Source organism: Synechococcus sp. CCAP 1479/9, from assembly GCF_019038535.1.
Classification (GTDB): domain Bacteria; phylum Cyanobacteriota; class Cyanobacteriia; order PCC-6307; family Cyanobiaceae; genus Cyanobium.
On the sequence record NZ_JAFKRK010000022.1, the window covers coordinates 43,945 to 58,753 of the forward strand.

The 14,809-nt window shown below is 68.0% G+C and carries 7 protein-coding genes; 3 read left to right on the top strand and 4 right to left on the bottom strand.

The genetic code is table 11. From position 1 onward, the window contains the following. Positions 1-318 precede the first annotated feature (318 nt). The 3 genes from KUG38_RS08850 to KUG38_RS08860 all read left to right on the top strand — a co-directional run bounded on the left by KUG38_RS08850 (position 319) and on the right by KUG38_RS08860 (position 12,075). The gene (locus tag KUG38_RS08850) at positions 319-3,708 is read left to right on the top strand and encodes an alkaline phosphatase (protein WP_216920733.1); all 3,390 of its coding nucleotides are present in this window, start codon (positions 319-321) and stop codon (positions 3,706-3,708) included. A gap of 74 nt (positions 3,709-3,782) precedes the next feature. Next, on the top strand, positions 3,783-10,754 hold the full coding sequence (locus KUG38_RS08855) for an ExeM/NucH family extracellular endonuclease (protein WP_216920735.1): 6,972 nt from the start codon (positions 3,783-3,785) through the stop codon (positions 10,752-10,754). Positions 10,755-10,851: 97 nt separating this feature from the next. Beyond that, the gene (locus tag KUG38_RS08860) at positions 10,852-12,075 is read left to right on the top strand and encodes a hypothetical protein (RefSeq protein WP_216920737.1); all 1,224 of its coding nucleotides are present in this window, start codon (positions 10,852-10,854) and stop codon (positions 12,073-12,075) included. Between the two features lie 158 nt (positions 12,076-12,233). On the opposite strand, the gene KUG38_RS08865 is transcribed toward KUG38_RS08860, so the two are convergent. From KUG38_RS08865 to KUG38_RS08880, 4 genes are all read right to left on the bottom strand, one after another. Then, on the bottom strand, positions 12,234-12,725 hold the full coding sequence (locus tag KUG38_RS08865; RefSeq protein ID WP_094585999.1) for a photosystem I reaction center subunit XI: 492 nt from the start codon (positions 12,723-12,725) through the stop codon (positions 12,234-12,236). Positions 12,726-12,801: 76 nt separating this feature from the next. Then, on the bottom strand, positions 12,802-12,918 hold the full coding sequence (locus KUG38_RS08870; protein ID WP_015109434.1) for a photosystem I reaction center subunit VIII: 117 nt from the start codon (positions 12,916-12,918) through the stop codon (positions 12,802-12,804). 108 nt (positions 12,919-13,026) lie between these two features. After that, positions 13,027-14,031, bottom strand: a complete 1,005-nt coding sequence (locus KUG38_RS08875) for a glycosyltransferase family 2 protein (protein WP_190611501.1) — start codon at positions 14,029-14,031, stop codon at positions 13,027-13,029. Positions 14,032-14,065: 34 nt separating this feature from the next. Further along, positions 14,066-14,803 (bottom strand): C40 family peptidase, encoded by a 738-nt coding sequence (locus tag KUG38_RS08880; RefSeq protein ID WP_216920738.1) that lies wholly within the window; start codon positions 14,801-14,803, stop codon positions 14,066-14,068. Positions 14,804-14,809 lie beyond the last annotated feature (6 nt).

Below are 14,809 nucleotides of genomic sequence, written 5' to 3' on the forward strand. Positions count from 1 at the left end.
GTAGCTCACTTCACGACGATCAGCATTTCGACTCTCAACATCTAGGCCAGCTTCTGCCTGGTTAAGAACATCTTTCCACAAGGCATTCCAGGCTACAGAGATGGTGTCGGCCGCATCACCCCACGGCCGATCCGATGGTTTGAGAATACAGGTGTCCGGCTGAGTGAACGGCCGGTCTGAGCCTTCCAGGTCAGAGCGATTCCCGTCTGAGTCATTTCTGTCTGATTCATTTCTGTCTGAGTCATTCCCGTCCGGGCGATACCCGACATCGTCTCCAGGTACGGGTGCACCGCTTCTCACTCCCTCTCTCATAGAGCCATGACGACCTCTGGAAATCACGTCATCTTCATCCATCCGGATGGTGCAAGTCCATCGCACTTCGGATTTGCCCGCTTCATCGACCATGGCCCTGATGGTCGCCTGAACTGGGACAAGATGGAAGCCGCCGGTGTCTATCTCGGGCACATGGAGGACCAGCTGGGTGGCACCTCCAATGGTGGTGCGGTCACCCATGCGACCGGTGCCAAGGTGTATGCCGAATCCTTCGGGTATGAGCAGGGGAATCTCCCTATCACCTCCCTGGATGGCAGCACCAACACGATCGTTGAGGCGGCCACCCAGGCCGGCAAGGTGACGGCGCTGGTGCAGTCCGGAGCCATCTTCGAGCCGGGAACGGCCGCCTTCGTCGCCAAGACCGAGGAGATCGTCAATCCCAATGGAACGCGCGTCGTTCCCAGGGCCCAATCGGCTGAGATTGCCAAACAGGTCATCGAGTCAGGGGTCAACTTCATCTTCAGTGGCGGCGAGCTCAATCTGCTGCCGGTCGGTGTGGCCGGATTCCATGGCACCGCCGCCCAGTACGACGCCCTGAGCACCAGCTCCAGCCTGCGGCCGAGCCAGAACCTGATCGAGCTGGCCCAGAGCCTTGGCTACACCGTTGTCTATACCAAGGATCAGCTCAACAGCCTCATCAGTGGCGCCGTCCTGCCCCAGAAGGTTCTCGGCGTCTTTGCCCCCGTCCATACGTTCAACGATCGCGCCGAAGAGCAGCTCGCCGCCGCGGGTCTGCCGTTCTATTCCCCCACGGCTCCTGCGATCGCCGACATGCTGGCGGCGGCGCAGCGCCTCATGGAGGCCCACCCCGACTTTGTGAAGGGGTCGATCACGATCGTGGAAGAAGAAGGCACGGATAACTTCGGCAACAACAACAATGCGGCCGGCACGCTTGAGGCCCTGCGGCGGGCCGATGCGGCCATCGGTGTCGCCCTCGATTTTGTTGAGCGACATCCCAACACGCTGGTGATCACGGCGGCCGACAGCGATGCGGGGGGCCTGCAGGTTCGCGACCCGCTGGCCTCTGATCGGCCCGTGGGTTCCATCACCAACAATCCGATCGATGGCACGTCGGGACGCAATCTGCCGACCGATGGCGTCACCGGCGTCGGCAGCCTGCCGTTCCTGTCGGCTCCTGATCAGAACGGCGATCGCTTCAGCCTGAGCATCGCCTGGGCGGGCCTGCCGGATTTCAGTGGTTCGATCGTCTCCAAGGCCCATGGCCTCAACGCCGATCGGCTGCCGGCCACCCTGGACAACACAAAGATCTACGAACTGATGTACGAGACTCTGTTTGACACAGAGATCGCGTCGCGCCTCCCCGATCAGGTCAAGACGGCTCCGGCGGCGAATCAGAACACGGGCAATGTGATCTTCATCCATCCCGATGGCTCGACGCCCTCGAGCTTCATGGCCTTGCGGAACATCGACAAGGGCCCGGATGGTCGACTGAACTGGGACAAGATGACCAAGGCCGGTGTCTACCTCGGCCACATGGAGAACCAGCTGACCGGCACCTCCAACGCCGGCGCCGTCACCCATGCCACGGGGACCAAGGTCTTCAACGAATCCTTCGGCCTCGAGGAGGACAACACCCCCATCCGCTCGGCCTCCGGGAAGCTCGGCTACACCATCCTCGAAGAGGCCATTGCGTCAGGGAAGGCCACGGCCCTGATCCAGTCGGGCCACATCGGCGAGCCGGGTACGGCCGCCTTCGCCGCCGCCACCACCAACCGGGATGGCAATGCGATTCGTGCCAGGGAGAAAACGGCGGAGATCGCTGAGCAGGTGATCCGCTCGGGAACCCAGGTGATCCTGGCCGGTGGCGAGGTCTACCTGCTGCCGAAGGGGACCCTCGGCTTCCACGTCACCGCCGAGATCGACGCCCGCTTCCCGGACGCCGAAGACCGCCCGACCCAGAACCTGATCGAACTGGCCAGGTCTCTCGGTTACCAGGTTGTCTACACCAAGGATCAACTGCTCGAAGCGGCCCAGAACGCCACACCCGCGACCAAGCTGCTCGGCATCTTTGCGGCCAACCACACCTTTGACGATCGACGGGAGGAGAGCCTTGGCCTGAACACGGACACTCCCCTGCCCCTGTATGTCTCCACGGCCCCCACGGTCGCCGAGATGCTGGCGGCCACCCTGGAGATCGTCGGCAAGAGCGACGACGGCTTCTTCGTGGTGGTGGAGGAGGAGGGGACCGACAACTTCGCCAACAACAACAACGCCATCGGCTCGATTGAGGCGACCAGGCGCGCGGATGCGGCCATCGGCGTGGCCATGAACTATGTGGATCAGAAGGATCCCAACACCCTGGTGATCACCGCGGCCGACAGCGATGCCGGCGGCATGCAGGTGTTCCAGTTCGCGCCTTATGTCAGGCCGACGGGCAACTTCGACGTCTCCAACCCCAACCTCGCCGATACCCAGCCCGAGGTGCCGTTCATCAATGTGAACCGCACCACCACCAACACCTCCAGGGCCTTTCTCGATGGCCCGGAGGGAAGCACCGCCGCCCCCGGCCAGCCCTGGACCGCCTTCGGTTCGGTCAACAGCGCGGATGGCCCCATGGGCAACTTCGGCATCGCCTGGGCCGGGACGCCGGACTTCCCGGGCAGCATCGTCGCCAAGACCTACGGCATGAACGCCGATCTGCTGCCCTCCACGGTCGACAACACGGGCATCTATGGCCTGATGTACACGACCCTGTTCGGCATCGATCCGGTGGTCCTGGCCCAGCGCGGTGAGGTTCTGGTCGGGACCGAGGGCAACGACACCACCCTCCCGGGCCAGTCCACGGTTCCCGGCTTCGACGGTCGGGTCAGCACCGTGTTCACCGGCGCCGGCAACGACGAAGTCGATGTGGCGATCACCAACGGCTTCGATAACACGATCTTCACCGGATCCGGTGCCGACGTGGTGTACGCCGGCAGCCGCGATGTGATCACCGGCGGCAGCGGCAGCGACCAGATCTGGGCGATCGACGGTGGCCAGAACCGCCTCAGCGGCATGGCCGGCGACGACGAATTCATCCTCGGCAGCAGCGGCAACCGGGCCCTGGGCGGCGCCGGCAATGACATCTTCACCGTGCTGGCCGGGGCGGGCACCAACCACCTCAACGGTGGCGCCGGCGCCGACCAGTTCTGGCTGGTGAGCGAGCCGGGGGACCGGCCCGCCGCCAAGCAGTTCGTGATGGATTTCACGGTCGGTGTGGACACGGTGGGCCTGCGGGGCGTGGCCTTCGCCGACCTCGGCTTCTCCCAGGTGGGAGCCGACACCCTGCTGCGTGTGTCGGGGGTGGCCGTGGGCCACTTCACGAACATCAGCGCCTCCGCGCTCAACAACCAGGCCAACTTCGCCCTGGTCTGAGCACGTCCTGGGGGCCCATCCCCTGGGCCCCCTCGCGTCTTCGTCTTCCTCCCTCGCCCTCCCCCACCCGGACCATGCCAGCCCTCTTCACAGGCCTGTACAGCCAGAGCTTCGATGCCCTGGCCGCCTCCGGATCCGGGAACGCCTGGGTGAACGACGTGACGCTGCCGGGGTGGCACCTGTTCCGCCAGCCGGCGGCCGCCCCCGTCGCCCTGGCCACCTACACCGCCGACAGCGGCAGCGGCAATGCCGGCGCCGTCCTGAGCTACGGAGCGACGGGCAGCGGCGACCGCGCCCTGGGGAGCCTCGGCTCCGGCGGTGCCTTCTTCGGCTCACCCGCCAGCGGTTCGGTGGCCGGCTGGTTCGCCCTGGCCCTCACCAACACCACCGGGGCGGCGATCGCCAGCCTCGATCTCTCCTTCAGCGGCGAGCAGTGGCGCAACGGCGGCAACACCGCGGCCCACACAATGGAGTTGCAGTGGGGTTTCGGCGCCAGCTTTGCGCAGGTGAGCCAGTGGACCACGCCAGGCGGCGGCTTCAACTGGAGCTCGCCGCTGACCGGCAGCACGGCCGGTGCCGTGGATGGCAACAGCGCCGGCCGGGTGGCTGGCGTGGGAGGCAGCCTCGACCTCTCGGCCAGCCCCTGGGCGGCCGATGCCACCCTCTGGCTGCGCTGGGCGGAGATCAACGATCCCGGCAACGACCACGGCCTGGCCATCGACGATCTGAGCCTGTCGGCGGCGACGCCACCGGCGCTGCCCGAGGTGTCGATCCAGGCCATCGACGCGGTGGCGAGCGAATCCGGCGATGGGGCCAGCCTGCGCATCAGCCGCAGTGGCTCCACCCTGGCGGCCCTGACGGTGCCCATCAGCCTGGCCGCGGGCGTCGGGCTGGCCGGGGCCGGCGACCTCGCCAGCCCCCTGCCGGCTTCGGTGCTGATCCCGGCGGGCGCGGCCAGCGTTGATCTGGCGATCGCCGTGCTCGATGACGCCCTCGATGAGGGCCCCGAGACCCTGCGCATCGAGCTGGCCGCACCGGCCGGCCACACGGTTGCCGCGGCGGCGGGCAGCGCCACCGTCTCCATCGCCGACAACGACCGCATCAGCCGGATCTCGGCGGTGCAGGGCAGCGGCACCAGCAGTCCCCTCCTGGCCCAGAGCGTCACCCTCCGCGCCGTGGTGGTGGGTGATTTCCAGGCCACCGGCGAGCTGGGCGGCTTTTTCCTGCAGGAGGAGACCGCCGACTGGGACAGCAGTGCCCTGACCTCCGAGGGGCTCTATGTGGCCTACCCCCTGACGGGCGCCAACGTGGATGTGGTGATCGGTGACCGGGTGCGGCTCACCGGCACGGCGGCTGAGCGTTTCGGCCAGACGGCGATCACCGCCGTCAGTGCCCTGACGGTGGAAGGGCAGGGCCGCTTGGGCGACACCCGCCGGGTCGACATCCCCGACCTGCTCGCCCAGCGCAGCAGCGCCCTCGACCTGGAGCCCTACGAGGGCATGTGGGTGCGCTTCCCGGAAACCCTCAGCGTCAACGGTCTGTTCGGCCAGTTCCGCTTCGGCGAGGTGGAGCTCAGCGCCGGTGGTCTGCCGCTCCAGCCCACCAACGTGATGGAGCCGGGGCCGGAGGCCTTTGCCGCCGAGCAGGCCACGGCCCTGCGCGAGCTGGTGCTCGACGACGGCAGCAACAGCGCCTACCGGCCGGCGGCGGCCGCCACCCCGGCGGCGCCGGTGCGTGACCAGCTGCTGCGCCGCGGCGACACCATCACCGATGTGGAAGGGGTGCTCGGGTTCGACTTCGGCAAGTACCGGCTGCAGCCCACGGCGCCCCTCAGCTTCGAGAGCGGCAATCCCCGCCCGCCGGCACCGGCGCCGGCCGGGGCGGGCCAGCTGCGTCTGGCCAGCTTCAACGTGCTGAACACCTTCACCACCCTCAACGCCGGCGGCGCCCTCACGGACACCGGTCTGGCCCCCCGCGGGGCCAACACGGTCCAGGAACTGGAGCGCCAGCTCACCAAGCTCAGCGCCGCCCTCGTCGGCCTGGGTGCCGATGTGATCGGCCTGATGGAGCTGGAGAACGATGCCGACGACGCCACCCTGGCCGCGATCGTGGCCCGCCTCAACGCCGCCCAGCCCAGTGGCTCGGCGCGCCTGTACAGCTTCGTGCCCACCGGCCTGATCGGCAGCGATGCCATCAAGGTGGGGCTGATCTACGACAGCCGGACGGTGGCCCCCACCGGCCCGGCCCGGGTGCTGGACAGCGCCGGCTTCACCGACCCCCTCGCCACCGGCAGCCCGCTCAACCGCCCGGCCCTGGCCCAGGGCTTCCGGGAACTGGCCAGCGGCGAGGTGCTGAATGTGGCCGTCAACCACCTCAAGTCGAAGGGCAGCGGCGGTGCCACCGGCCCTGATCTCGACCAGCGGGATGGTCAGTCGGCCTTCAATGCCACCCGCACCGCGGCGGCCGCCGAGCTGCTCCGGTGGATCGGCACCGACCCCACCGGCACCGGCGACAGCGACTGGGTGGTGCTGGGCGACATCAATGCCTACGCCAAGGAGGACCCGATCCGGGGGCTGGAGGCGGCGGGCTTCCGCAACGCCCTGCCCACCTTCACGGCCGAACCCCCCTCGAGCTACGCCTTCTTCAACCCGGTCGACATGAGCGGGGCCCTCGATCACATGCTGATCTCCCCCTCGCTGGTGCGCCAGGCGGTGGCCGCGACCGACTGGGGCATCAACGCCGCCGAAGGCGCCTTCCGCGACTACAACCTCGACACCAACAGCAACGGCAATGCGGCGTCCCGCGACTTCTTCGCGCCCGACCCTTACCGCACCTCCGACCACGATCCCCTGGTGCTGGACCTGGATCTGGGCCGGGCGCTCCCTGCCGGACTCGCCTTCTCCCACGGTGTCGCCTCCGGCGACCCCTACGCCGATTCGGTGATCCTCTGGACCCGGATCACGCCGCCCGGGAGTTTTGCGGGCCTGGTGGATGTGGAGTGGGAGGTGTCCCGCAGCGCCGGCTTCGAGCCCGGCTCGATCGTTGACAGCGGTGTGTTCACCACCAGTGCCGCCCGCGACTGGACCGTGAAGGTGGAGGCCGACGGCCTCAGCGCCGACACCGTGTACCACTACCGCTTCCGTGCCGGCGGCGCGGAGTCGATGGTGGGGCAGACCAAGACCCTGCCGGTGGGTAGCGGCCCGGTGCGGCTGGCCGTCTTCTCCTGCGCCAACTTCACCGCCGCTGAGGAATTCCTCGCCTATGGCCGGGCCGCCGCCGTCCATGCGGTGAATCCCTACGACGCCCTGGTCCATGTGGGTGATTACATCTACGAGTACGGCCCCGGGGGCTTCGGTGAGGCGGAGGACGCCGCCGGCGACCGCGGCTTCCTGCCCAACCGGGAGATCGTCAGCCTCGACGACTACCGGCTCCGCTATGCCCAGTACCACACCGATGCCAATCTCCAGGCGCTGCGGGCTTCGGCGCCGCTGATCGCCATCTGGGACGACCACGAGACCGCTAACGACAGCTGGGCCGGGGGCGCCCAGAACCACCAGAGCGCCACCGAGGGCGACTGGATCAGCCGGCGTGATGCAGCCCTGAAGGCTTACCACGAGTGGCTGCCGATCCGGGAACCCGGTCTGCGGCAGCCCGAGGACGGCGCCAACGCCCTCACGCCGCTCACCCAGGGGTACCGCTCCTTCGATTTCGGCGATGTGCTGGCCCTGCACATCCTCGAAACCCGTCTCACCGCCCGCGACCGGCAGCTGGACTACCCCGATGCCGCCGCGGTGCAGGCCCGCATCGGCGCGATCCTCGCCGACCCTGCCCAGGTGGTGGCCTATGCGAACCGGCTGGGCCTCACCCCGCCGGCCTCCCCCGCGGCGGTCCCGGGTTTTGCGGCTGGCCTGGCTCCCCTCGTCACCCAGGAACTGGTGCTGGCCACCGTGCAGCAGGCCTGGGGCGACCCCGGCCGTGATCTCCTCGGCGACAGCCAGATGGCCTGGCTGCAGCAACGGATGGCGGGCTCCAGCGCCGCCTGGCAGGTGCTGGGCCAGCAGGTGCTGATGCAGTCGATGGCGGTGCCGGCGGAGCTGCTGCTGGATGCCGGCAACCCCGCCCTGCTCGACAAGTACGCCGCCCCCCTGCAGAAACTCGCCACCGGGACCCCCTTCAACCAGCTGAGCCCGGCGGAGCAAGCCCTGTTCGCCGAGGCCGGCAAGATCCCCTACAACCTCGACGCCTGGGATGGCTACGGGGTGGAGCGGGAAACGATCCTGCAGACCGCCCTGGCCCTGGGCAAACGGTTGATCAGCCTGGCCGGCGACACCCACAACGCCTGGGCCGGCGTGCTCGACACGATGACCGCGGGCACCCGCCCCGCCGGCAGCCTGGCCGGCCTGGAGTTCGCCACCCCCGGGGTCACCTCGCCGGGCTTGGAAAAGTATCTCCCCGGCGCCGATGCCTACATCCGGGCGAACTACCCCGCCGTCGATGGTCTCGACGGTCTGTTCATGGGCTACATCAAGGGACTGGCCTACGCCGATGTGAACCGGCGCGGCTTCCTCGATCTCACCGTCACCACTGACAAGGTCGACGGCGCCTTCCACCTGCTCTCCGGCACCGACCCGCTCACCAACCAACCGGCCTGGGCCATCGAGACGGTGACCGGTTCGGCCGATCTCAGCCTGACGGTGGCTCCCGAACGGGGTGGCCCGATCCTCTGGCAGGCCGGCTGGAAGGAACTCGATCTGGTGTTCGGCGCCGCGGTGGACAGCAGCGGCAACGTCCTGCTGCTGGACCCGGCCGCCTACGGGGCCGTCCCCGAGCAGGGCATCCAGCTCGCCAACGTGACGGTGATCGGCTCCGATGCGCCGGACAGCGTCTATGTCGGTGTGGGCTCCCGCATCGAGGGCCGGGGCGGCAGCGACCAGTTCTTCAACACCGAAAGCCTGGGCGGCAACGTCCTGGTGGGCGGCGGGGGCGCTGATCAGTTCTTCCTGGGCCAGGCCAGGGATGTGGTCATCGGCGGCCGTCTGATCGACCCCGCCCGCCTGCCTGGGCTGGCGCCCGCCACAGCCCTGGCGGACCGCGAGGCGGATCAGTTCCTGATCGACCGCTCCGCCGCCGTGGCGATGGCCGCGCCCCTGCGGATCAGCGACTTCGAAGTGGGCCGGGATACGGCCTTCATCGATGGCCAGCAGCTCCAGGGCAGCTGGGGCCAGATCAGGCAGGCCCTGGCCGCGGCCGGCATCCAGGCCAATGCGGCGCCGGACCTGGCCACCCCATCGACCCCTCCAAGCCTCACTGTGATTCCCGGTGTCCAGGTGCTTCAGAACCTGGGGCCCTCCGGCCTCGATGCCGATGGCGACAGCCTGCAGCTGGTGGTCCTCGAGGGCCCCGACTGGATCCGAGCCGACCGTACGACCCTCAGCCTCACGGCCCCCGCCGGCTTCGGCCCCGCCGACCTGGCCGGCCTGAACCTGCGGCTGGGCTTCTTCGATGGAACGGCGATCACGCCCTTCTCGCCGGCGCTGACGATCGGTGCGGTCCCGCCTTCCGAGCCGGGCAACCCGGTCGTGGTGGTCATCACGCCCGGAGGTGATGCCGAAGCGATTCCCGTCAATATCACCGGCGGCACCGTCCAGGCCGATCGGCCTTTCCAGGTGGTTCCGACCAGCTCCCTGGTCGATTCCCAGGATCCCAGCCATGCCGCGTTGGTGACGGCCCCCGGTGTCGTTCTCGGGGAAAGTTCGGTTGATTTCGGCATTGATCTGGACCCGGGGCTGGAGCGGGCGACGGTCAGCTTCGAGCTGGCTGCGCTGACGGTCGGGGCCCCTTTCGCCGACACCCCGTCCAGCCGCTGGGTCGCCGTCTCCACCGACCCAGACACCGGCGTCACCACACCGCTGACCTACGACCCGCGCCAGGGCGGCGGTGCCCGTTTCTATGACCTCGATGCCGATGGGGCCGCGGAGTTTCTGCACCTCTCCCTGGCCGATGGCGGCCCCGGTGATCAGGGGCCGGCGGCGGATGGCGAGATCCTGCAGTCGGTGACGGTCGGGACGGTGGATCTGGCGCCTGTCTTCCGGCGCGTCGATCCGCTCACCCTCACGGTGGCGGATCCGTCCAAAGGCAACGCGGCGGCCAGCCTGGTGCTGCGGGCCACCCTGTCAGGCCGGCCGGCCAGCTCCAACCAGATCGGCTATGTGGTGCTCGAGGCCAGCGAGCTGGCCAGCGCCGACACCCTTCTGGCGGATCTGGCGGCCATCCGCTCCCGCGCCCAGACCCTGTTCTCCACCCTGGAGAGCAGCGACGTCACCCTGGCGGCGGGCACCACGTTCGATCGCGAGATCCTGCTGGTCAACGGCCAGTCGGTGCGCTTCTTCGAGGTGGTCGACGCCAGCCTCGCCGACCTCGCCAGTGCCGGCGACACGCGTCTGCGTTTCTTCAGCCCCGCCGCCCCTGCCGGCTCCGAACGTTCGGTGGGTTTCGCCTCCGCCAGCGGCGTGCGCCTCGCCCTCGATCTGCTCGACAGCGACCAGGGGCTCGATGCGCTGATCGGTCAGGAGCAGGGCCTGGCCCCGGTCCTGGATTTCACCGCCTTCTCCGCCGTCCAGGGGGTCCAAGGCACCGTGGTGCTCAGCCGCGAAGCCGACTTCGATGCCGTCACCGGCTTCTACCGCGCCCTCGATGCCCATGGCACCGTGCGCGATGCCGCTGGCAACCTTGTGCGCCCCGGGGAGGCCCGCTATCGCGAGGCTGCCCTGCGCGCCGACAACCTCGTCACCGAACTCCAGGGGCTGCGGGTGGGCGATAACCAGTCCAGCGCCGCTTCGGTCACCATCACGGAATCCTCCTTCCTGGCACCCTTTGCCCAGGTGAGGGGACGCAGCTTCTTTGCCTATGCCGGAGCCAATGCCGACGGCATCAGCCACTTCCGGACATTGGGCACCAACCTGTTCGGCCTGGAGGACACATTCGGTGGTGGTGACCGCGATTTCGATGACCACGTGATCGGCTTCAACTTCAACCAGCTGGTCTGAGTCCATCGCTGCAGGGTGTGGATGGCTGCATTTTTGCCTGCTACGCTCTTGCGGTTGCCGGCTGGAAATGCAAATAAAGTCCCAGGATCTTCCGGGCTTGTTCAAGAAGAGTTGCCTGCCATTACTGCTTGTCATTGCCATCGTCGTCTCGTTTGCCGGGATCCTGAGTCAGAGCGGTCTGGTGTCCGAATGGCCCATGGACCAGTCCTTTGTGACGAGGGCAGATCTGCGCCTTGAACGACTGCCGACGGGCTGGGTTTTTCAATATCCCCGCTTCAAGTGGTCCGGTGGGGTGTCTGCCAGCCTGCTGATCGGCCTCTACAAGTTGGTTGTCTCTCCAGCTCCGGAGACACTCAATTGGCACGCCAAGTGCATCACCACTCTGCTGTTTCTGGGATCATCATTCTCCCTTTGTCGGCTGTTCATTCGTCACTGGATCTTCCAGGCTCTGGCCTTCTCCGTCATTGCCAGTTCCGGCCTTCAGTTTGCTGAGCCTTCCAGTGACATCATCGCGGCGGCATTCTTCGCCTTGTTCATGCTGTCCGTGCGCTTGGGATGGCCACGGCTGGTGTCCTCTGGCCTCCTGGTCCTGTTTGGGCTCTCCAAGATCCAGTTGCTCCTCTGCTCCCTGGGGGTGGGTGCTGTCTGGTATTGGTGGGATTTCCGTGAGAACCGGATGCGTTGGCAGGTCCCGCTGGGGATGGCCTTCTGGCTGGTGTTGCTGATGGCTCCCGGTTTCAGGCTCTATGGGATGGACATGGTCAGGACGGTCAAGGGCCTGCGAACCTTTGCCTCGTCCTATGTGTTCATGTTCAGCCCCCATCAGTTTTCTTCTGGCTCCGAATCGCTGGCTGCCAACTCCGCGAATTGGCAGGATGTGATGCGTTCGGTGTTCCCGGGGGCTCGCACCGTGAGTGAGGTGATGCTCCTCTATCCCAAGAAGTATCTTGATTTTGTCTTGGTGGCTGGCGGCTTCGGTGTGGTTTCCGTGTTGCAGACGATGGGATTGATGCTGATTCCCTTTTTTCGGGCGTTGCGCCTTGGGGTCTTCCCTGCCGCCACCCGGCTGAGCCTGAGGTTTCTGGGTGCGGCGGCTTTCCTTGCCCTGACGCCACCGCTGCTGTTGCGATTCATCAGTCCTCGCTATCTCGCTGTGGTCTTCATTCCGCTGGTGGTGCTGTCCGCGGCGGCCGCCGGAGCCCCCCAGGCGCCACGGTCCCTGAAGATCACGTTTCTGATCTGTTCGTTGCTGACCCTCGTGCTGAACCTGGCCGTGTTCAGCGAGCGCCTCATCCAGTCACCACTGATGCCCTTCGGTTGAGGGCACGGCACTGGGCGGCAGCCAGATCGAGCGGGGGCAGCCACGGCGATCGCTCTTAGGAGCTGGACAATGAAAAAGCCCTGCCGAGGCAGGGCTTGAAGGACAGGGTTGGAGGACCATCCCAGGGTTGACCCGGGGATGGCTGACCATCGCGGAACTCAGCCGACGCTCCAGACGCCACCGGCGATGTTGGCCAGGGGCGATTGGATGGCGGTGCTGCACAGGAACCAGGCGAAGGCGGCGCCGCCGCAGCCACCCAGCCAGAAACCGCTGGCGAATTCCGCCCAGCCGGCTTTGGTGAACAGGTCGGCCGGGGGGTTGTCGATGGTGGCGTCGGGGGGCTGGACGTTGGGACCGCTGCCGGCGGTGCCGTAGATCGACAGGCAGATGGTGAGGATCGACACCAGGCCGATGGCGGCAAGCAGGCCGGCGGTGCTGGCGAACTCAGTGGCGCGCAGGGGGCCGGTGTAGGCGAAGGGGCCGTAGAGCAGGTAGCCGTGGGCCATGCCCACCTCGAGACCGCGACGGTTGGGCGAGAGGGACGGGCGGTAGGCCGGCAGGGCGTTCAGGAAGGCCTTGGTGAAGTAGCTGCTGTTGACGGGGGTGGCCAGATTGCCGACGGTCGGGTCGGCCACGGGGGTCACGGTCATGGGAAGCGGATCGGGGGGTCGGCGGATCGGGGGTCGTCGGATCAGGAGGCGAATGACGCTGGGGCCGGAGCCGGCGTCAGTCGGTCGCCTCGATCACGTTGAACAGCAGGGCCATGGCCACCGCCGCGCCGAGGATTCCCACCAGGGGAACCATCACGGACGGCATCCAGGCAACGGCAAATTCACCAGTCATGGCTTGGGCCAATAGGAACCGCCGGTACTGTAAGGACCCCTTCCTGCCTGGCTTCTCAGGCGAGCGGGGGTGACATAAAAGTTCAGCCGCCGCGCCCAGCCGCCCTGCTCACCCGCCCCCGCGCAGGGTCGCCCGCACCCGGTAGATCGGCCGGCCCTGGCTTTCGTGATAGGTGCGCATCTGCAGTTCCGCCAGCAGCCCGAAGCTGAACAGCTGCACGCCGCTGAGGATCGCGAGCACCGCCATCAGCAGCAGGGGTCTGTTGCCGATGTCGGCCCCCAGCAGCAGCTTTTCGCCCACCAGCCAGGCGGCGATGGCCAGCCCGGACAGCAGGGCCAGGAGGCCGGCGAACCCGAACACGTGCATCGGCCGGGTCAGGAACCGCTTCATGAACCAGACCGTCAGCAGGTCCATCAGCACCCGGAAGGTGCGATCAATGCCGTACTTGCTGCGGCCATAGCGGCGGGCCTGGTGGGACACCCTCACCTCACCGATCCGGGCCCCTTCGATGAAGGCCAGGGCCGGCAGAAAGCGGTGCAGTTCCCCGTAGAGGTTCATGTCGCTGACCACCTCGCGCCGGTAGGCCTTCAGGGAGCAGCCGTAGTCGTGCAGTCGCACCCCGGTGACCCGGGCGATCAGGCGGTTGGCCAGCAGGGAGGGCAGCAGCCGGTCCAGGGCCCCGTCCTGGCGCTGGTGCCGCCAGCCGCTCACCAGGTCCAGCTCGTCCTGCTCCAGCCGGGCCAGGAGCATCGGGATGTCGGCGGGATCGTTCTGGAGGTCGCCGTCGAGGGTGACGATCACCCCGCCACCGCTGGCATCGAAGCCGGCGGCCATGGCGGCCGTCTGCCCGTAGTTGCGCCGCAGCAGCACCGCCACCAGCTCGGGCACCCGGCCGGCCAGATCCCGCAGGACCGCCGGGGTGCCGTCCTTCGAGCCGTCATCCACCAGGACCAGCTCGAAGGTGCGACCCAGCGGCCGCAGGGCCGCCAGCAGCTTCTCCACCAGATGGGGAAGGCTCTCCTCCTCGTTGTAGAGGGGGACGACAACGGAGAGTTCGGGGGAAAGCTCGGGAACGGAGAGTTCCGGACTGTGGGCCAGGGCTGCCCCCGCCATGACCGTTCCCCAGGGCTCGTCGCCTGAACTTACCTCAGGGCGGCAGGGGGCTGCCGTCGTGGCTGTGCATCACCCGCCCCGCGCCCCGCAGTTCGGCGCGGTAGTGGCACGCCACCGGATCCCGGTTGCGGGGGTTCAGGTCGTCGATGCCGATGCCGTCGCGGCCGTGCTGGCGCCCGGAGCTGTGCAGATAGCGGCCCCCGCCCAGGTGCAGGGCCACGTGGGTGCAGCGCCGCCGGGTGCCGAAGAAGATCAGGTCGCCCGGCAGCAGCAGGCTGGTGACGCCGCTGGCCACGGCCACCGGGCGGCAGAAGCGCTCCTGCAGGTAGGCATCGCGGGGCAGCCAGATGCCGGCCTGGGCGAAGGCGGCCTGCACCAGCCCCGAGCAATCGAAATCGGGCCCCAGGGTGCCCCCCCAGAGGTAGCGGTTGGGGCGGTGTCGGGCGGCCTCGGCGAAGGCGAGCACCGCCTCCAGGCGGGCGGCGATCCGGTCGCGATCGAGGCGGGGGAGTGGCGGTGGCGCCGCCACCTGGTGCCCGTGGCTCGCCAGGGCCACCGCCTCCACCCAGCAGGGGTAGCCGTCCTCGTGCAGGCGGACCCGCAGGCGGGTCTCGGCGGCGGCGGCGGCCGGGGCCGCCCCCAGCACCCTCAGGCTCCGGCCGGCGTGGATCTCGGTGGCCAGCCCCGGGCCCTCGGGCCGGCTGTAGGCCGGCAGCGGCCGGGTCAGGGTCCAGACACGGCCCGGCGCCGGCAGGGTGCCTAAGGTCGCCATCGCAAG